This window comes from Buchnera aphidicola (Cinara confinis) (assembly GCF_900128735.1).
Lineage (GTDB): Bacteria > Pseudomonadota > Gammaproteobacteria > Enterobacterales > Enterobacteriaceae > Buchnera_F > Buchnera_F aphidicola_L.
Window position 1 is genome coordinate 1 of sequence record NZ_LT667503.1, and the last position, 21,209, is coordinate 21,209.

The window sequence follows — 21,209 nt, forward strand, 5'->3', positions numbered from 1 at the left end:
TTATCCACAAGATAAATAATGAAAATATTCTTAATTATCAATGTTATTTTTTAGTTATCCACAAATTTTATGTTTACTAATAATAATTACTTTTATTTTTTTTTTTATTTTTTAAAAACAAGTATACTTATTTAAATTAAGAATTTTGTATTTAAATAAGTATATATATGTATTGTCTAAAAGAGGAATAAAATGTATTATGTTGAGGGGAAAACTAAGAATGAAGAGGGAAAATAAGTATTTTATTCTCTAAAAGATTAAAGGAAAGAAAATAAAGAGAGGTAAAGAGGAAAAGTGGGTAATCGAAAACATATAGGAGTTATAGTAGTAGGAGCTGGTCATGCGGGTTCTGAGGCTTCCGCTGCTTCGGCGCGAATGGGTGTAAAAACAGTTTTAATAACTCAGAAGCTTAGTACTGTCGGAGTACTATCTTGTAATCCTGCTATTGGAGGAATAGGTAAAAGTCAATTGGTAAAGGAAATAGATGCTATGGGTGGTTTGATGGCTATTACTACTGATTATTCTGGAATACAATTTAAGGTACTTAATTCTAGCAAAGGCGCTGCAGTTCGATCTACTCGCGCTCAAGTAGATCGGGGATTATATAAAAAAAAATTACAAAAATTTTTGCAGTTACAAAAAAATCTTGAGATAATTGAATCAGAAGTATATGATCTTATTATTAAAAAAGGAGTAGTGCGAGGAGTTATTCTTAATAATAATATTGAAATTTTTAGTGATATTGTGATTTTGACTACTGGTACTTTTTTAAATGGAAAGATTTTTACTGGTTTATGTGAAAAACCGGGGGGACGTATTAAAGATAAGCCGTCTGTTTCATTGGCTCAGAAGTTAAAAAATTTTCCTTTTCGTTTTGGTCGTTTAAAAACAGGTACCCCTCCGAGATTATTAGCTAGTAGTATTAATTTTACTAATTTAGAAAAACAAATCGGAGATGTTCCAGTGCCTTCTTTTTCTTTTTTAGGTAATAATATTCAACATCCTAAGCAAATTCCTTGTTATATGACGTATACTAATTGTAATACTCATGAAATTATTCGTGCTAATTTAAGTTCTAGTCCTATTTATATGGGGTCCATTGTAGGTCCTGGTCCGCGATATTGCCCTTCTATAGAAGATAAAATATTTCGTTTTTCCAGCAAAAATAGACATCAAATTTTTTTAGAACCAGAAAGTTTAGATTGTAAGATATATTATCCTAATGGTATATCTACGAGTTTACCAGCATTTGTACAAGAGAAATTTATTAAGACTATAGTCGGTTTAGAAAATGTTCAAATTATTCAACCAGGGTATGCGGTAGAATATGATTACTTTGATCCAAGAGATTTAAAATTAACTTTAGAGTCTAAAATTTTAAAAAATTTATTTTTTGCAGGACAAATTAATGGTACAACCGGTTATGAAGAAGCAGGATCTCAAGGATTATTAGCTGGAATAAATGCTGCTCTACGGGTTTTAGGAAGGAAACATTGGTATCCGCGTCGAGATCAGGCTTATATTGGTGTTTTGGTGGATGATTTATGCAATAAAGGAACAATGGAGCCTTATCGTATGTTTACTTCTCGTGCAGAGCATAGGTTGCTTTTAAGAGAAGAAAATGCTGATTTTCGTTTGACTGAAATTGCTCATCAATTTGGATTAATATGTGATCGTAGGTGGAAGAGATTTTGTGAAAAAAAAGATTTTATTTTGAATGAATATTTATTTTTAAAGCAGGAAATCATTTCAAAAGAAAAAATAGAAAAATATTGTAGAAATAAAAATCTTTCAATTCAGATTTCTAATAATATTGCTGCGATTGATTTACTGCGTAGACCAGGAATTTCTTATTTATTACTTATGGATTTAATTAATCGACCATTAACTTTTTTAATAAAACGTATAGAAGATGTTTTTGAATTAGAAGCACAAATAAAATACTCAGGGTATATAGAAAGACAAAAATTAGAAATTGATAAACAAAAAAGGTTTGAATTTATTAATTTACCTGTAAATTTCAATTATAAGTGTGTCTTAGGATTATCTAATGAGGTAATTATGAAATTAAATGAATATCAACCTATGACTTTAGGGCAAGCATCTCGTATTCCTGGGGTTACCCCTGCTGCAATTTCTATTTTATTAGTTTTTTTAAAAAAAAATACTTTTTAATTTCTTAAAATTTGATGGATAGAAAGATATTGTTTTTTTTAGTATAAAAATTTTTATTTTTTTTAACTACTTTTTTTTAGATTTTTTTTATAAAACTATATCTTTAATTTATTTTTTTTTTTCAATTATTTAGTAGATTTTTTAAATTCATATAATAGATAATCGGCAGGTTTTTCCTACCGAATTTTTTTAATAATATTAATTTTTTGAATTTTTTTATATGTCAATATTTGTTGCATATAATGCATTTTTTTTAATAAAATTTTTTCGTGGTTCTACTGCATCTCCCATTAATGTGGTAAATAATTGATCGGCAGAATGAGCATCTTGAATAGTAATTTGTATCATTTTTCTTGTTTTTGGATTCATGGTGGTATGCCATAATTGTTCGGGATTCATTTCCCCTAATCCTTTGTATCTTTGAATATTAATATTTTTATTTGTTTCTGCGATTAATTCTATTATTGTTTTTTCAATTTTATGGATAAAAAATTTTTTATTTTCGTATAATATAAATGTTTTATTTTTTTTTAACGAGTAAATTTTTTTTGAAAATTTTAATATTTTTTTATATGATTTATTCATAAGTAAATTTTTTGTAAAGGTAATTTTTTCTTTTATATTTTTTTTTTGATAATGTAAGGTTGGTTCAAAAATAGAATTATTTTTTTTTATAGTATATGAATATTTTATTTTTTCTTTATCACTTGAAAAATTAGATAATTTTTTAGTTAATTTTTTCATCCAAGTTTCAACTTTTTTATAGTTTTTTAGTTCGGTTATAGGTTTTGTATAAATAATTATATTACATATAAAAAAAGGAATTTTATTCTTTAGAGTTAAGAAATTTTTTTTTGTTTTTTGATAATCTTTTAGGAGTGAAGAAAAATTTTCTTGATAATTTATTTCTAAATTATCGACTGTTTTTTTTATACAGGAATTACGAAGGATTAATTTCATTTGGTATTTTTCTAAATCTTTTTTGTTTGTTAAATATTTTTCTTTTTTTCCTTTATTAACTTTAAATAATGGAGGTTGTGCTATATAAATATGTCCTTGTTCTATTATTTCAGGCATTTGTCTGAAAAAAAATGTTAGTAATAATGTTCTGATATGAGATCCGTCAACATCTGCATCGGTCATGATAATAACATTATTATATCTGAGTTTTTTTGGATTATATTCATCTTTTCCAAAACCACAGCCAAGAGCGGTAATGATAGTAATTAATTCTGGTGATGTAGCTATTTTTTCAAATCGTGCTTTTTCTATATTTAATATTTTTCCTTTCAAAGGTAAAATTGCTTGGTTTTTTCTATTTCTTCCTTGTTTTGCTGATCCGCCAGCAGAATCACCTTCTACGAGATAAATTTCAGATTTTAGAGGGTTTCTTTCCTGGCAGTCAGCTAATTTTCCAGGTAAACTCGTAATTTCTAGAATGCCTTTTTTTCTAGTTATTTCACGGGCTTTTTTTGCAGCTTCTCTAGATCGGGCTGAGCTTATAATTTTTGTAATAATTATTTTCGAATCTTTCGGGTTTTCTAGTAGATATTCCATTAGGTGTTCGTTTAATAATGTTTCGACAATCGATTTTACTTCTGAAGATACCAATTTTTCTTTTGTTTGAGATGAAAATTTAGGGTTAAACATTTTAATAGATATAATAGCTGTTAGTCCTTCGCGTATATCTTCTCCGATTATATTGATTTTATTTTTTTTATTTAAACCTTCACGTTCAGAAAATAAATTAATTGTTCTAGTTAAGGCAGAGCGAAATCCCGATAAATGACTTCCACCATCTTTTTGTGGTACATTATTGGTAAAACAAAAAATTTTTTCTTGAAAACTGATATTCCATTGCATAGAAATATTAACACTAACTTTCATTTTTTTTGCGGTAAATGAAAAAATTCTAGTATGGATTGGTTTTTTTTTGGTATTTAAAAATTTTATAAATGATTTTATGCCACCTTTATGCAAATATTGAATATTAAAATCATTTCTTAGATCGCGTAATTTAATTAAAATGCCGGAGCTTAAAAAAGACAACTCTAATAGTCTTTTTTGGATGATTTCGCATTGAAATTTATTTTGATTTGTAAAGATAGTTTGATTAGGCCAAAAACGAATTTTTGTTCCATTTTTTTTTGTTTTTCCGGTTTGCGTTAATTTTTCTGTGGGATGACCGCAATAATAAGTTTGTTTGTATTTTTTTGCATTTCGATAAATAGATAGTTCTAATTTTTCCGATAAGGCATTTACAACTGATATTCCTACGCCGTGTAAACCTCCGGATACTTTGTATGAATTATCATCAAATTTACCTCCTGCGTGCAAAACAGTCATAATTACTTCTGCTGCAGATACACCAACTTCAGGATGTATGTCTATAGGTATTCCTCTTCCGTCATCTTTAACTGATACTGAATTATCGGGGTGTATTATAACTATAATAGTTTTACAATATCCCGCCAAAGCTTCATCGATAGAGTTATCTACTATTTCGAAAATCATGTGATGCAGACCAGTTCCATCATCGGTATCGCCGATATACATACCGGGCCGTTTTCGAACAGCGTCTAGCCCCTTTAAAATTTTTATGTTTGATGAATTATATGAATTTGGCATTTTCAATCCTTGATTAAAGATTTTTTTATATTTTATATTTAAATATAAAAGATTTTTTGTTTTTGAAAAGATTTTTATAATACAGTAAGTTAGATAAATATTAAATTTTTTTATATATTATTTATAGAAATTTAGTTTTTTTAGTAATATATTTCTTATAATCGTAGAGGCATAATTATATAAAAAATATTTTTTTCTTCTAAAGATTGAATTTGAATTTTGATTACAGGAATATCTAAAATAAAATAAATAATTTTACTTTTTAAGACATTTAAAACATCTAATAGGTAAAAAATGTTTATGGAGAATTTAATTTTTTCATCATTATATTGAATATTAAAAGAATCTTTTGATTCTTCATCTTCTTGGTTTTTTGATCTTATTTTTAGTAAGTTGTTATAAAACTTAAGAGATATTCCTTTAAAATTAGTGTCGCATAGTATTGAGGTGCGTAACAAAGCTTTTTTTAGTTTTTCCAGTGATACAGGAATGCTTTTTATTGGTTTTTTTATGATAATTTCATGATAATTAGGAAAGTTTCCGTCGATTATTTTAGTAATAAGAGATATATTTTTAATACAAAATAATATTTGATTTTTATTAATAATTATTTTAACTGTTTTTTCTTTTTCTGCTAATAATTGAGATAATTCAAGAATACTTTTTTTACTTAAAATCATTGAAAATGAATTTATTGGAATGAATATTTTTTCTTTATACATTGCTAAACGATGACCATCTGTAGCTACTCCATATAAATAGTTATTATGATATTCTAAAAGTAAGCCATTTAAGCAGTTTCGAATGTCGTGGTTTGCTATAGAAAATTGAGTAAAAGAAATAATTTTTTTGAGTAAATTTTGCGGTATAGTGATTTCCTTTTTTTCGGTATATTTTGGAAATTTTGGAAATTTTTTTGTAGATAATGTTATTAAATAAAAAATATTATTTATTATTTGAATTTTTATTTTTTTATTAATTAATTTAAAATTTAAATTAGTTTCTTTAGGCGCGTTTCGACAGATATGTAATAATTTCTTTCCAGAAATGCTTGTATTTCCTGCTTTAAAAAATGAGTAATGTTTATGACTTATGTTAATATTTATTTCTATTTCTAAGTTAGATGATGTTAACTTTAATCTATCTTGATTAATATTTATTAAAATATTTTCTAAAATAGGAAAAATTGGATTTTTTGTTATAATATTAACAATTTTTTTAATATGTATTAGTAATATTTCTTTTTTTATGATAAATTTCATATTATTATGAGGTTAATTGATAAGATAAATTTAAAAAATCATGATGAATTTTTTTGTTTTTTTCAGATAATTCTTTGATCTTTCTGCATGCATGTAATACAGTGGTGTGATCTTTACCACCAAAAGCCATGCCAATTTCTGATAAACTATGATTAGTTAATTTTTTTACTAAAGCCATAGCTATTTGTCGAGGTTGTGAAATTGATCGCGTTCTTTGTTTTGATAACATATCTGAAATTTTAATGTTAAAATATTCAGCGACTAGTTTTTGAATATTTTTTATAGTTATTTTTTCTTTTTGAAAAATTAATAAATCTTGTAAGGTGCTCTGAGCTATTTCTATATCTATATTTTTATTATTAAATAAAGCGTTATTTTGGAGTTTATTAAGTACCCCTTCTAATTCTCTAACATTAGAGCATAATTTTGTTGCTATAAATTGCGCTACTTCGAAAGGTAATTTGATCTTTTTTTCTGATGCTTTATGTAACAGGATAGCTATTCTAGTATTTAAATCAGGTGGATTAATTGAAATGGTTAACCCCCAACTAAATCTTGATTTTAAGCGATCCGCCATACCATTAATATCTTTGGGGTAACGATCTGAGGTTAAAATTATTTTTTGTTCCTTATCAAATAACGCATTAAATGTATGAAACAATTCTTCTTGTGATCTTTCTTTATTAGAAAAAAATTGAATGTCATCTATCATTAAAACGTCTACAGATCTATAATATTTTTTAAATTCTTCAATGGAGTTATTTTTTAGTGATTTTACCATATTTTGAACAAAACGTTCAGAATGAATATAAATAACTTTTGCAGTGTTTTTTTTTTTTAAAATAAAATTTCCAATAGCATGTAATAAATGTGTTTTTCCAAGTCCAGTATTTCCATATAAAAATAATGGATTATATGATGTTTTTAAATTTTTAGCTAGTTGATAAGATGAATATCGGGCTAATCGATTTGATTCTCCTTCAATAAAGTTATCAAAACAGTATTTTTTATTAATTTCTGTGTGATAATATGATTTAATGTAGTGTATATTATGATTAAAACTTTTTTTATTTATTTTTTTTTGGTTTAATGAATTGTATTTTGAATAATATGTATTAGTAGTGATTAAATGTTTAGTTGTAATTTCGTCTATTTTTAATGTTAGTAAAATATTTTTTTTTTTACTGAATTTATTTAATAAATTTTTAAAATAATGTATATATTTATTTTTTACCCAATCTAAAACAAAGTGATTTGGTGCAAATAAATGTAAAGCATCTTTTTTTACTTTTGCCCTTAATGGACGAATCCACATACTAAATTCTGTAGGTAAAAGTTTTTTTTGTAAATGGTTTAAGCATTTTTTCCAAATTAAAAGAGACACAGATAAGGCTCCAAAAAAATAATATTAATTTTCATAAGATTTTTTTTCTATTAAAAAGAATATATATAAATGATTTTTAAAAACTATTTATTTATATATAGAGAGCTTTTACAATTTTTTTTAAGAGAAAGATACCTCACAATTAATATCTATAATTGATAGATAAAAGCATATGAAGATTTTTTTTAAAATTTAATAAAAATACTATTTTTATTATAAGTAAATATATTTTATTTGGTTATTTAAAATTAATTTTTATTAAAAAATAATTGTTTGAGATTTGGCTTGATTATTTTTAGATAATATGAAAATTTTTTGTAAATATATTTTTATTTATAAATCGTTTATTAGTAATTTATAAATGTATTAGAAGGATTTTAAGATATGAAACGTACTTTTCAACCGTCAAAGATAAAGCGAGCTAGATCTCATGGTTTTCGTGCGCGTATGGCTTCAAAAAATGGTCGTCACATTTTATCTCGTCGTCGTATTAAATTGCGTTCTCGCTTGTGTGTTTAAAAAAATTTCTTAATTTTAATTGACCTTAAAATAATATGTGTAATTATTTTTTCAAAAAACAAAGTCGATTATTATCTACTTTACAGTTTCAAATTGTTTATAGAAAACACGTCAAAGTTATTAAATCGGAATTTATTTATTTAGGTAGAATAAATGGTTTAAATTTTCCTAGGTTAGGAATTTCTATATCTAAAAAGAAAATTAAAAAATCGCATGATCGAAATCGAATTAAACGTCTAATTCGAGAAAGTTTCCGTTCCAAACAAAATAAATTAATATCGATGGATATAGTTATAATTGTTAAGAAAGATTTAAAATTAAAAGATAATAAATTTATTATACATAGATTACAGAACTTATGGATATATAAATAAAATTATTTTTTTGATAAAGGAACTCGGTGAAATTCGGAGACTTCTGTTTTTTTTAAAAAGAAGGGCTATTTTTTTTTTAAAAACTTAGATAATGAGAATATCTATGATTAATCGTCGATATGGTTATGTAGTATTGTTATTATTTTTATTATTTTTTTGTTTTTTTATAAATATTTTTCAAAAAAATATTTTTTATGTAATTCAAAAAAACAGATTATTGCATGAAGATACAATAAATATTTCTAAACCATGGCTTAATAAAGAAAAAGCGCAGTTAATAAATATAAGTACTGATGTATTATCTTTAGATATTAATTTATTAGGTGGAAATATTGAACATGCAGAATTATTAAATTATAAAAAAAACTGTAATAAAAAAGGATTTTTTACATTATTCAATAACAAAAAAAATTTTTTTTATAAAATGAATAGCGGTATTCTTAAAAAGAATACGTCAAATGTTATTGAAAAAATGAGTCCGATTTTATATCAAGTTTCATCGGTTTTATATCAGTTAAAAAAGAATAAAGATACACTTAATGTTTGTTTAACTTCGAAATTAAAGGACGGTGTAATATATAAAAAAGTATTTTTTTTAAAACGTGGATCTTATAAAATACGAATAAGGAACTTTATTTATAATAATACCAATCAAACAATAAATGCGGTAGTTTTTGGAGAATTACAAAAAAATACTTCATTAATTAAAAAATATAGCTTTCTAAAAAGTTTTTTTAATTTACAAACTTTCCGAGGAATTTCATATTCAGCAGATGATAAAAAGTATATTAAGGTAAGTTTTGACGATTTAAAGGATTCGTCGAGTTTTTATCTAAAAATAAATCAAGGATGGATAGCAATGCAGCAACAATATTTTTTAACAGCATGGATACCAAACTTTTCTCATGGATATACAATTTATCTTTATAAGATATATGATTATTTAACATCTGTTGGTTTTTTTTCTAAAAATCAAAAAATTGCGCCTTATTCATCGTCTTTTTCTTCATCAAGTATTTGGATAGGACCAAATTTACAAAAACAAGTTTCTTTATTAGCTAAAAATACAAATTGTATTATGGACTATGGATGGTTATGGTTTATTTCAAGACCATTATTTCACTTACTAAGTTTTTTTTATTCTTTTTGTAAAAATTGGGGTTTAGCTATAATATTTATTACATGTTTTATTAAAATAATGACATATTCATTAATTAAATCGCAATATTTAGCGATGATGAAAATTAAAAAATTACAAACTAAAGTAGAAATGATTAAAGAAAAATTTTTTAATGATACACAAAAAATTAATAAAGAAATATTACGATTGTATAAATCTGAAAATATTAATCCATTAAGTAGTTTTTTCCCAAATTTAATTCAAATGCCTATTTTTTTAGCTTTGTATTATGTCTTAACATTAGCTGTTGAATTAAGGCACGCACCATTTTTTTTATGGATTCAAGATTTATCTGATTTTGATCCTTTTTTTATTTTACCTTTATTAACCGGAATTAGTTTTTTAGGTATACAGATAAGCAATGAAAGTAATCCAAGATATTTATCTTATAATAAAATTCTTTTTATTTTTCCAGTATTATCAGCTGTATTCTTTTTATGGTTTCCATCTGGTTTAGTATTATATTACTTAATTAACAATGTAGTTACTATAATTCAGCAATATTTTATAAAAAAAATTTTTATTCAGAATAAAAAAAATATTTTATAAAAAAAATAATATAATTATAGTTATAATAGATAATTATATTTGATAATATAGTATATTTTAATAAAAAATAACTTTTCTTAAAGATTAAGATGATTATTAATGTGAACGATACAATTATAGCTCCTGCGACGGCAGGAGGGAAATCAGGAATTGGAATTGTCCGTATATCTGGAAAAGAGGTTAAAAATATTATTAGTAAAATATTAAAAACTGTTCTAACTGTAAGATATGCGCATTTTTTGCCTTTTTTTGGTTTAGATGGTAAAATTATTGATTACGGTATTGTAATTTTTTTTTCCGCTCCGCATTCATTTACGGGAGAGGATATGTTAGAATTACAGGGACATGGTAATCCATTAATATTAGATTTATTAATAAAAAATATCATTTTACTTGATAATATACGATTAGCACGTCCTGGAGAATTTTCTGAACGAGCTTTTCTTAATAAAAAAATTGATCTTGTACAAGCGGAAGCTATCATGGATTTAATTCATGCGCAATCCGAGTTAGCTGTTCAAGCGTCCCTTCAATCTTTGCAAGGTTTTTTCTCTTGTGCTATTAATAACATTTCTCTTAAATTACAGACTCTTTATTCAACTATTGAAGCATCAATAAATTTTCCAGAGGATATTAATGTAATAAATTTATTAAAAAATATTGATGATGATTTATTTGAAATTATTGAGTTATTGAAAAATTTAAAAAATAAAGCTGGTTACGGTAATATTGTTCGGGAAGGTATAAAAATAGTTATTACAGGCGCACCAAATGTGGGTAAATCAAGTTTACTTAATTTATTAGTTAATCAAAATCTTGCTATTGTTACTGAGTTTTCTGGTACAACGCGCGATCTTTTACGTGGTCAAATTAATATCCAGGGATTGAATTTTGAGTTAATTGATACTGCAGGAATATGTAAAAGTAAGAATATTGTTGAAAAGATCGGGATAGAATTAGCGAAAGACATGATTCAAAAAAGTGATCATATTTTTGTGGTATTAGATAGTTCACAACCCAGTTCATTGAATGATAAAATTATTTCAAAATATGTAAAAAAATTAAATAAAAATCAAACCATAACATTAATTTTTAATAAAATTGACTTGATAAACTACCATGCTTGTATTAAAAAATATAATAATCAGTATTTTAGTATTTTTATATCAATAAAGTGCGCTTTAGGTATTGATTTATTAAGAAAACACATGGAAGGTTTTGCATATTTTATTGATAGTTCAGAGAATATATTTATTGCTCGTCGTAGACATTTACAAATCTTAAATAAAACTTTACTTTTATTAGAAGAGGGATTAAAAGATTGGTCTTTTTTTCATGTAATTGAATTATTATCTGAAAATTTAAGATTAGCAAATAAATTAATGGGAGAAATATCAGGAAGGTTTACGGATAAAGAATTATTAGAAAAAATTTTTTCTGAATTTTGTATTGGAAAGTAATTATTAAGATTTTAATGATTTTTTATTTTTTTAATTTTTTTAATTGAGATCTTTTTTTGCCCGGAGACGGAATTGAACCGCCGACACGGGGATTTTCAGTCCCCTGCTCTACCAACTGAGCTATCCGGGCTTTTAAAAAATATTAAAGCATTAAATTAGAAAGCTTGTCAAGTTTTTTATTGTAAAATTTTTTTTATATTTTTTGGTTTACATTCGATAGTGTATTATTTATATTTATCTTTTTAATAAATAAGTAATAAAAGAATCTTTTAACGTATTATAGAAAATATAGTAAAATTTAGAAAGATCCCCTTGAAATTCTCTATTGCCATCCATATATGGTAAAATATAGATGTATATTTTTTTAATTTTTATTTTTTATAAGATGATTTATAAAAATATTTTGTCTTTAATAATAATATAAGGATTATTTCAATGAAAATTCGTCCATTACATGATCGGATTATTATTAAGCGTCATGAGGTAGAATCAAAGTCTGCAGGTGGAATAGTTTTAACCGGTTCAGCTGCTGGAAAATCGACTCGCGGAGTGGTTTTATCAGTTGGTAAAGGACGTGTTTTAGATAATGGTGAAATAAAAAAGTTAGACGTAAAAGTGGGAGACGTGGTAATATTTAATGAAGGATATGGTGCAAAGATTGAAAAAATTGATAATGAAGAAGTTTTAATTCTTACAGAAAGTGATATATTAGCGATTGTTGAAGAATAAATTTGATTGAGTAAAAAAGTTATTTTAATTTTTATGAATTTTTTAAAATTTTTATTGTAACGTATCAATTTTTAAAATTAATATAGTTCAAGAATCAATTTTAATATAAATTTTATAAAATTTGCTTAATTTTATAATTTTTTAATCTTTTTTGAGGATATTTTCACATGGCTGCGAAAGACGTAAAATTTGGTAATGAAGCGCGCATTAAAATGCTTCGCGGTGTAAATGTTTTAGCTGATGCTGTTAAAGTAACATTAGGCCCTAAAGGACGTAATGTAGTTTTAGATAAATCATTTGGACCGCCAAGTATTACAAAAGATGGAGTTTCAGTTGCACGAGAAATTGAATTAGAAGATAAGTTTGAAAACATGGGCGCTCAGATGGTAAAAGAAGTAGCATCAAAAGCAAATGATGCCGCTGGTGATGGAACCACTACAGCAACGTTATTAGCGCAATCGATTGTTAACGAAGGTTTAAAAGCGGTAGCTGCCGGTATGAATCCCATGGATTTAAAAAGAGGAATCGATAAAGCTGTGATTAGTGCAGTAGAAGAATTAAAAAATTTATCAGTTCCTTGCGCAGATACTAAAGCAATTACACAAGTTGGTACTATTTCTGCAAATGCTGATGAAAAGGTAGGTGGTTTAATTGCGGAAGCTATGGAAAAAGTTGGTAATGATGGAGTTATTACGGTAGAAGAAGGTACAGGGTTAGAAAATGAATTAGAAGTAGTAAAAGGTATGCAATTTGATAGAGGATATCTTTCTCCTTATTTTATTAATAAACCTGAAACTGGTTTAGTTGAATTAGATAATCCATATATTTTAATGGCTGATAAAAAAATTTCTAATGTTCGTGAATTATTGCCAATTTTAGAAGCCGTTGCAAAATCTAATAAACCATTATTAATTATTTCAGAAGATTTAGAAGGCGAAGCTTTAGCAACTTTAGTAGTGAATTCTATGCGCGGAATAGTTAAAGTTTCAGCAGTAAAAGCACCAGGATTTGGCGATCGTAGAAAAGAAATGTTACAAGATATTTCAATTCTTACTGGTGGATCAGTGATTTCAGAAGAATTAGCTATGGAATTGGAAAAATCTTCTTTAGAAGATTTAGGTCAAGCAAAACGTGTTGTTATTAATAAAGATTCTACAACTATTATTGATGGTAATGGTGATAAACATGCGATTAATAGTAGAATTACTCAAATTAGACAACAGATACAAGAAGCAACATCCGATTATGATAAAGAAAAATTAAATGAACGGTTAGCTAAATTATCTGGTGGTGTAGCAGTCTTAAAAGTAGGCGCGGCTACTGAAGTAGAAATGAAAGAAAAAAAAGCACGTGTAGAAGATGCATTACATGCTACTAGAGCAGCAGTAGAAGAAGGCGTTGTTCCTGGAGGCGGTGTAGCTTTAGTTCGTGTAGCAGAAAAAATTTCTCGTATTAATGGTCAAAATGAAGATCAAAACGTAGGTATCAGAGTAGCATTACGTGCTATGGAAGCTCCTTTGCGTCAAATTGTAGCTAATTCTGGTGAAGAACCTTCAGTTGTAACTAATAATGTTAAAGATGGTCATGGTAATTATGGTTATAATGCTGCAACTGATGAATATGGAGACATGATATCATTTGGGATATTAGATCCGACAAAGGTAACTAGATCAGCTTTGCAATACGCTGGTTCTGTTGCTGGTTTAATGATTACAACGGAATGCATGGTAACAGATTTACCAAAAGATGATCAATCATCGTCATCTGACTTAGGAACTCCTCCTGGAGCTGGAATGGGTGGTGGTATGGGCGGAATGATGTAATTATTTTTTTTGGTTATATTTTAAATAATAATAAATAAATGATTTTTTATTCGTTCTTTATTTTTTTTTATTATTTTGTTACTATTTCCTTGTTCTCAGTTTTTCAAAACAGAGAACAAGGAGTTGTTTTTTTATTTATATTTTTTAGGATGTTTTTATGTCTTTATATTTTAGTGGTTCTTTAAAAATAGGAAACAAAATTTTAATTACAAAAAAACCATATGAAGTATTACATCGAGAATTTGTAAAACCAGGAAAAGGTCAAGCATTTGTACGATTAAAATTGAGAGATTTACTAAAAGGAAAATTATTTTTTAAAACTTTTAAATCTACCGATTCATTTTTATTAGCTGATATTACAGTAATTGATGTTATCTATTTATATAAAGAAACAGATGGTTTATCATGGGTTTTTATGAATAAAAAAACGTTTAATCATCTTTCAGTACATAAAGAAAAATTATTTGGTGCTGATAAATGGTTATTTAATAATATTCAGTGTTCTATGACTTTATGGAATAATATTCCAATATTGGTTCGTATTTCTAATTTTATAGATCTTGAAGTACAAGATGTAGAATTATCAGTTAAAGGAGATACAATAAATTTTTCTAGTAAATTAGTAAAATTAGTGACTGGAACAAAGATTCGAGTTCCTTTATTCATACAAAAAGGAGATTTTATTAAAATAGACACTAGACAAGGTATTTATATATCCCGTTCTGTTGTATAATTTCGTGTATTTGAAAAATATTTTAGTATTCATGACCTGTGATATTTTTTCGGTAACTATCCCATTCAAATGTGAGCCACAAGCTATTGCCTAATCTCATTCTATCAATAACACGTTCGCCTAATAATTTTTTCATATTAAAATAATTTAAATTAGATAGCATTCCAGTTGATCTTTTAGTCGATGATCGTCGATCGATAATTTGATTAATAATAATTTTTTCATATCGCGATTCTATTTGCATGCCGATTTCATCAATCATTAATAAGTCTACTGTACTTAATGTATGAAGTAAATCTTCTTCTGTCGTTTGACTAATTCGGTTAAATGTCTTCTTCATAGAAGACATAAGATCTGAGACCGTAACAATTAAAACACTATTTCCATGTAAAATTAAGTAATTACCAATGGCTGCCGCTAAATGGTTTTTTCCGGTTCCGGGATTTCCGGAAAATATAAAACTAGCAATATTATTTTTGAAGTTTTCTGCGTATTTTCGAGATTCTTGTAATACTTTTTTATGACCGGCATGCATAATATGATAATTTTCAAATGAGCAATTAATATATAATTCTCGAATTCCTGATCTTCCTAAAATTTTTTGCATTTTCATAGCTTGATTTTGACGAAGAATAGATTCAGATGATTTTTGTCCTTGTTTTTGGTTCCATAATAACAATTCTTTATCGTTATAAAATTTTGGTTTTATATAGTGCGGCATGATATTTTTTAGTTTTTTTAAAAAATTTTTCATATTTTTATTATTTTTGTTTATTTTTTATATATTGAAGGTCATTTTTAATATAAGTATCACTTATTCTTTTATTTTAATAGTATTAAGTAAAGATGTTATGGTAAGTTTAACAAAATAATTTATTTGTATGATATAATAAAAATATTGTTATTTTATTTTTTTTTAAAATATTTTAAGAAATTATTTTTATTATTTTCATATAAATTAGCTGTTTTATTTTTTTATTTGGTGTTGGAAATAAAAAGTAAACATAAAATTTTACCTATTTTTTTTTTTTTAATAATAGTCCATTTTTTATATATTTCTTTTTCGATAAAGTTGATAGATTGTTCAATATAAATAATAGATTTTTTATGTAACCAATTATTTTTTTTTAATAATTTTATTGTTTTTTTTAATAATTTAAGATCATGAAATGGTGGATCTAAAAAAATTATATCAAATGGTTCTCCTTTTTTTTTTAACCATCGTGTGGTTTCGGTATGAAAAACTGATATTGAATTAATTAAAAAAGAATTGATAGTTTTCTTAAGTAAATTTACAAGTTTTTTATTAATTTCTAAAGCTGTTACTTGATAAGCTAAACGAGAAATAGATTCAATACTTAAATTTCCGCTACCAGAAAAACAATCTAAACAGCGTTTATTTTTTATATAAGGACTTAACCAATTAAAGAGAGTTTCTTTAACGCGGTCCCCTGTAGGTCTAATATTAAAATTTTTTACTGAATGTAATTTTCTGCCTCTAAATAGACCGCTAATAATTCGAATTTCTTTTTTATATTTTTTTTTCATTTTATATTTTTAGTAATATTATATCTTACATTAATAAAATTTTAAGGGATAATATGTCAGATAATAAAAAAAATTTTTTTTTTAAAATGGATTAATTTTAAAAAAAAAGAGTCTAAACCTACAGTATGTCAAGTAAATCAAAAAAACAATCGAAAAAACTCTATTTTTTCTATGATTTCAAAAAATATAATAGTTGATAAATTGAAAAATTGTTTTTTAAAGACTAAAAAAATATTTACCAAGAAAATAAATGATATTTTTTCGATTCAGTCATTAGATCAAAATACTTTTGATAAATTAGAGAAATTATTGTTGTTGTCTGATTTTGGTGTTTCTACTACCGAAAAAATTCTTGTAAAATTTAAAAAGAAATTAAAAAAGAAAAAAATTATTGATTCAAAACAAGCAATTATTATTTTTAAAAATCTATTATTAAATATTTTAAAAAAAGTTAATGCATCGCCTAGCATAATTCATAGTATGTTTTTACCATATATTATTTTAATTATTGGGGTAAATGGTGTCGGAAAGACAACTACTATTGCAAAATTAGCTTATTATTATAAAAAAAAAGGTAAGTCAGTTGTGTTATCTGCCGCTGATACTTTTCGAGCAGCAGCTATTGATCAGATAAATGCATTAGGTAAAAAATTTAACATACCTGTTATTTCTCGTGCTTCTGGAACTGATCCAGCCTCTGTTGTTTTTGATTCTATTAAAGAAGCGAAAATGATGAAATCAGATATATTAATTATAGATACCGCGGGACGTTTACATAATAAATCACATTTATTGGATGAATTAAAAAAAATTACTCGGATAATAAAGAAGTTTGATGTGTTAGCACCTCATGAAATTATTTTAATTATTGATTCTGGAACTGGGCAAAATTCTATCCAACAGACTAAATTATTTCATAGTAATATTGGTGTTAATAGTATTATTGCTACCAAGTTAGACGGAACCGCTAAAGGAGGAATTATTTTTTCTATAATTAATCGTTTTAAAATTCCAATTAATTTTATTAGTACTGGAGAAAAAATTACAGATCTAAAGAAATTTAATGGTGAAATATTTATTGAAGAACTTTTTGAAAATTAATCGGTGAAAAAAATTTTTTTTATTTTTTTTTGGTTCAGTATAAAGATATTTTTTTTAGAAAATTATGATTTTATTTTGAATAAAAGTATCTTTTTTTGATTAATATATGGTTATATTCTAATGAAAAATATAAAAGAAAAGATGATTTCTACCAATTCGGTAAATATTGGTAGCTTAGATGCATACGTTCGTTTAGCTAATTCCTTTCCTATGTTAACAGAAAAACAAGAAAAATTACTTCTTAAGAAACTTTTTTTTTATAATGATATCGAATCAGTAAAATTATTGATTTTATCTCATCTTCGTTTTGTAATATATATTGCAAAAAATTATTCTGGTTATGGTTTACCAAAAGCCGATTTAATTCAAGAAGGAAATATTGGTTTAATGAAAGCTATTAGAAGGTTTAATATAAATTTTAAAGTTCGGTTAGTTTCATTTGCAGTACATTGGATAAAATCAGAAATTCATGAATATGTTTTAAGAAATTGGAGAATTGTTAAAGTTGCTACAACTAAAGCACAACGTAAACTTTTTTTTAATTTAAGAAAAAAAAAAAAACGATTAGGTTGGTTTAATACTGATGAAGTTAATATAGTCGCTAATCAATTAGGTGTTACTCAACGAGAAGTAAAAGAGATGGAATCACGTATGTCAGCTCAGGATATAACATTAGATTGTCTACCTAATGATATTTGTTCTGATCATTTATCTTATCGACATTCTTCTTCTTCAGTATATTTAGAAGATAAAAAATCAAATTTTGCATTAGATATTGAAGAAAATAATTGGGATATACATACCAATCATAAGCTTAGTAATGCATTATTAATTTTAGATGAAAGAAGTCAGCAGATTATTAAGCGCCGTTGGTTATATCAGGACCGCCAGAAAATGACATTGCAATCCCTTGCAAGAGATTATGGAATTTCAGCGGAACGCGTGCGACAACTAGAAAAAAATGCTATGAAGAAATTAAAATTAGCTATTGAAACATAAAAAAATTATTTTTTTAAATATTAAATAAATAAAAATTATTTTTTTTTTAGCTAAAAAAAGTAAAATAATTTTTTGTTTTTATATATATAGTGTGAGTAATCAATTTTTATAAAAAAATTATAAATTATTATATTTAGTAAAATAAAATTTTTATTTTTTTGTATTTTTTAAAAAAATTTATTAAGGTTGTTTTATTTTATAAAATCACATACTATTACTATATAAAATATTTTTTGAATAAAAAATTTTTAATTTTTTATAAAAAATATATAGAATATATAAATGAAAATTTATTTTTAAAAAAAATATTTTTTTAATCAAGTATATAATTTTATATATTTATTTTTATATTAATCAAAATAATAATAATATTTAGATATTATAATAAATTAGGAAAATATATATGAGTATTAAAAATCATATACTTGGATTTCCTAGAATTGGTTTTTATCGTGAGTTAAAATTTGCTCAAGAAAATTACTGGTCTGGAAAATCCACCTTAAATGATCTTTTATTAGTCGGAAAAGATATAAGAAAAAAAAATTGGGAATCACAATTTAATCATGGAATAGATGTTGTTTCTGTAGGTGATTTTGCTTGGTACGATCATATGCTGAATACTAGTATGATGATAGGAAATATACCTCAAAGACATATTGGTAATGAAAAAGTATTAACCATAGATACTTTATTTCGTGTGGCGCGTGGTGTAACTTCCACTAAAGAAGTATGTTCTGCATCAGAAATGACAAAATGGTTTAATACAAATTATCATTATATTGTTCCTGAATTAATAAAAAATCAAAAATTTTCATTTGTTTGGAAACAGATACTGGAAGAAAGTGATGAAGCTTTAGCTTTAGGGTTTAAAATTAAACCTGTTTTAATTGGACCATTAACATATCTTTGGTTAAGTAAAATAGTTGGTCAAGATTTTAATAAATTAGATTTACTATCTTCTTTATTAGTAGTATATCGTGATATATTAAGCGAATTTGAAAAAAGAAATATTAGTTGGGTTCAAATAGATGAGCCTATTTTAGCGTTAGATTTACCTTCGGAATGGAAAAAAGCATTTCAAGTAGCTTATACTTATCTTCATAGTAAGCAAAAGATTTTATTAACTACGTATTTTGGTGATATTACGCATAACTTAGATTTTATTAAATTATTACCAATCGATGGGTTACATTTTGATTTAATATCTGGAAAATATAATTTATTTGATTTAAATCAAACTTTTAATAAAAAAATATTATTTTCATTGGGTATTATTAATGGACGTAATATTTGGAAGTCTAATGTTTTAGAATGGTTTAATATTTTAAAATCTTTTATGAATCTTCGAGAGACTTTTTGGATCGGATCTTCATGTTCTTTGTTACATGTTCCTATCGACCTTAATATAGAAAAAAATTTAACTGATCTTGTAAAAGGGTGGTTATCTTTTGGTTTGCAAAAATGTGATGAGTTATCTTTATTAACTCAAACTTTAAATAGTAAAAAACAATCCACAAAAAAATTAAAAAATTGGATTCAACCTATAATATCACGTCAATCTTCTACTGTAGTAAATAATTTTAATGTTCAAAAACGTATTACACAAATTTCTTTAGAAGCAACAAAAAGAAAAAGTTCATATGTTTTACGTGCGGTGCAACAAAAGAACTCTTTAGATTTACCTATTTTACCTACTACTACAATTGGTTCTTTTCCTCAAACTTCTGATATTAGGCAATTGCGTTTAGATTATAAAAATCATCTGATTAGCAAAATTAATTATGAAAAAAAAATTAAAGCGCATATTAAAAATATCATTATACAACAAGAAAAATTTGGTTTAGATGTATTGGTTCATGGGGAACCGGAACGTAATGACATGGTAGAGTATTTTAGTGATTATTTAGAAGGTTTTGCTTTTACAGAATATGGATGGGTTCAAAGCTTTGGATCTCGTTGTGTAAAACCTCCTATTATAGTAGGAGATATTAGTCGCATTACACCAATTACAGTTCCATGGTCTAAATATGCACAGTCGTTAACTTCAAAACCTGTTAAAGGCATGTTAACTGGACCGGTAACAATTTTATGTTGGTCTTTTCCAAGAGAAGATATTTCTAAAGAGGTTATTGCTAAACAAATTGCTTTAGCATTACGTGATGAAGTAAAAGATTTAGAAGAAGTTGGAATTAAAATTATTCAAATTGATGAACCAGCATTACGAGAAGGTTTGCCGTTGCGTAAAAATGATTGGGATAATTATTTACGCTGGGCTGTAGAAGCATTTAAGCTAAGTTCTTCTGGAGTTAAAGATAGTACGCAGATTCATACTCATATGTGTTATTGTAAGTTTAATGATATTATGCCGGCTATTGCTGCATTAGATGTTGATGTTATTACAATTGAAACTTCTAGATCGGAAATGAAATTATTAAAATTTTTTAAAATGTTTGATTATCCAAATGAAATTGGTCCAGGTATTTACGATATTCATTCTCCCACTATCCCTTCAGTTAAATGTATGGAAGAACGTATATTATTAGCGTTAAATTTCATTACTAAAGAAAGATTATGGGTGAATCCTGATTGTGGCTTAAAAACTCGTACGTGGCTAGAGACTTCATTATCATTACAAAATATGATGCAAGCTGTACAAAATATCCGTACCAGTTTTCAAAATAAATAAATTTTTTTCCACTAAACATAATATAATAATTTCTTATTATTTATTTTTATTTAGTGGAA

Annotated in this window: 16 protein-coding genes and 1 tRNA gene; 11 read left to right on the top strand and 6 right to left on the bottom strand. The window is 25.4% G+C overall.

Annotated elements, in window-relative coordinates; genetic code table 11:
* Positions 1–294: 294 nt before the first annotated feature.
* Positions 295–2,175: a tRNA uridine-5-carboxymethylaminomethyl(34) synthesis enzyme MnmG gene (mnmG, locus tag APCICONF2801_RS00005; protein ID WP_075431617.1), complete on the top strand. Its 1,881-nt coding sequence runs from the start codon at positions 295–297 to the stop codon at positions 2,173–2,175.
* Positions 2,176–2,391: 216 nt separating this feature from the next.
* On the opposite strand, the gene gyrB is transcribed toward mnmG, so the two are convergent.
* The 3 genes from gyrB to dnaA all read right to left on the bottom strand — a co-directional run bounded on the left by gyrB (position 2,392) and on the right by dnaA (position 7,449).
* Complete coding sequence (gene gyrB / locus APCICONF2801_RS00010) at positions 2,392–4,803, bottom strand: DNA topoisomerase (ATP-hydrolyzing) subunit B (RefSeq protein ID WP_075431619.1); 2,412 nt, start codon at positions 4,801–4,803, stop codon at positions 2,392–2,394.
* A 155-nt stretch (positions 4,804–4,958) separates the two neighbouring features.
* Entirely contained in the window at positions 4,959–6,065 is a 1,107-nt protein-coding gene (gene dnaN, locus APCICONF2801_RS00015; protein WP_075431621.1) for a DNA polymerase III subunit beta, read from the bottom strand.
* Between the two features lie 4 nt (positions 6,066–6,069).
* Complete coding sequence (gene dnaA / locus APCICONF2801_RS00020) at positions 6,070–7,449, bottom strand: chromosomal replication initiator protein DnaA (protein WP_075431623.1); 1,380 nt, start codon at positions 7,447–7,449, stop codon at positions 6,070–6,072.
* Positions 7,450–7,833: 384 nt separating this feature from the next.
* Here dnaA and rpmH point away from each other — a divergent pair, with 384 nt between their 5' ends.
* The 4 genes from rpmH to mnmE all read left to right on the top strand — a co-directional run bounded on the left by rpmH (position 7,834) and on the right by mnmE (position 11,531).
* A complete protein-coding gene (rpmH, locus tag APCICONF2801_RS00025) occupies positions 7,834–7,968 on the top strand; it encodes a 50S ribosomal protein L34 (RefSeq protein WP_075431625.1) in 135 nt (44 codons plus the stop codon).
* Positions 7,969–8,003: 35 nt separating this feature from the next.
* On the top strand, positions 8,004–8,342 hold the full coding sequence (rnpA, locus tag APCICONF2801_RS00030) for a ribonuclease P protein component (protein ID WP_075431627.1): 339 nt from the start codon (positions 8,004–8,006) through the stop codon (positions 8,340–8,342).
* Between the two features lie 103 nt (positions 8,343–8,445).
* Entirely contained in the window at positions 8,446–10,071 is a 1,626-nt protein-coding gene (gene yidC, locus APCICONF2801_RS00035; protein WP_075432383.1) for a membrane protein insertase YidC, read from the top strand.
* 89 nt (positions 10,072–10,160) lie between these two features.
* Entirely contained in the window at positions 10,161–11,531 is a 1,371-nt protein-coding gene (gene mnmE / locus APCICONF2801_RS00040) for a tRNA uridine-5-carboxymethylaminomethyl(34) synthesis GTPase MnmE (RefSeq protein ID WP_231938291.1), read from the top strand.
* A gap of 57 nt (positions 11,532–11,588) precedes the next feature.
* Here the strand turns inward: mnmE and APCICONF2801_RS00045 are convergent.
* A tRNA-Phe gene (locus tag APCICONF2801_RS00045) sits at positions 11,589–11,661 on the bottom strand.
* A gap of 305 nt (positions 11,662–11,966) precedes the next feature.
* On the opposite strand from APCICONF2801_RS00045, the gene APCICONF2801_RS00050 reads away from it, so the two are divergent.
* From APCICONF2801_RS00050 to efp, 3 genes are all read left to right on the top strand, one after another.
* The gene (locus APCICONF2801_RS00050; protein ID WP_075431629.1) at positions 11,967–12,260 is read left to right on the top strand and encodes a co-chaperone GroES; all 294 of its coding nucleotides are present in this window, start codon (positions 11,967–11,969) and stop codon (positions 12,258–12,260) included.
* A 167-nt stretch (positions 12,261–12,427) separates the two neighbouring features.
* Positions 12,428–14,083, top strand: a complete 1,656-nt coding sequence (gene groL / locus APCICONF2801_RS00055; protein WP_075431631.1) for a chaperonin GroEL — start codon at positions 12,428–12,430, stop codon at positions 14,081–14,083.
* Positions 14,084–14,240: 157 nt separating this feature from the next.
* Positions 14,241–14,816, top strand: coding sequence for an elongation factor P (efp, locus tag APCICONF2801_RS00060; RefSeq protein ID WP_075431633.1), 576 nt, complete (start codon positions 14,241–14,243; stop codon positions 14,814–14,816).
* Positions 14,817–14,838: 22 nt separating this feature from the next.
* Here efp and dnaC read toward each other — a convergent pair whose 3' ends face one another.
* Together dnaC and rsmD are read right to left on the bottom strand one after the other, a co-directional pair.
* Positions 14,839–15,570: a DNA replication protein DnaC gene (gene dnaC, locus APCICONF2801_RS00065; protein ID WP_075431635.1), complete on the bottom strand. Its 732-nt coding sequence runs from the start codon at positions 15,568–15,570 to the stop codon at positions 14,839–14,841.
* Between the two features lie 221 nt (positions 15,571–15,791).
* Positions 15,792–16,364, bottom strand: a complete 573-nt coding sequence (gene rsmD, locus APCICONF2801_RS00070) for a 16S rRNA (guanine(966)-N(2))-methyltransferase RsmD (protein WP_075431636.1) — start codon at positions 16,362–16,364, stop codon at positions 15,792–15,794.
* Between the two features lie 171 nt (positions 16,365–16,535).
* Between rsmD and ftsY the strand changes: the two genes are divergently transcribed.
* The 3 genes from ftsY (at position 16,536) to metE (ending at position 21,150) form a co-directional block, all read left to right on the top strand.
* Complete coding sequence (ftsY, locus tag APCICONF2801_RS00075) at positions 16,536–17,465, top strand: signal recognition particle-docking protein FtsY (RefSeq protein WP_154021601.1); 930 nt, start codon at positions 16,536–16,538, stop codon at positions 17,463–17,465.
* Positions 17,466–17,585: 120 nt separating this feature from the next.
* Positions 17,586–18,464 carry an RNA polymerase sigma factor RpoH gene (rpoH, locus tag APCICONF2801_RS00080; protein WP_082252705.1) on the top strand — a complete coding sequence of 293 codons (879 nt, stop codon included), beginning with the start codon at positions 17,586–17,588 and terminating at the stop codon, positions 18,462–18,464.
* A 403-nt stretch (positions 18,465–18,867) separates the two neighbouring features.
* Entirely contained in the window at positions 18,868–21,150 is a 2,283-nt protein-coding gene (gene metE / locus APCICONF2801_RS00085) for a 5-methyltetrahydropteroyltriglutamate--homocysteine S-methyltransferase (protein WP_075431638.1), read from the top strand.
* Positions 21,151–21,209: the final 59 nt, after the last annotated feature.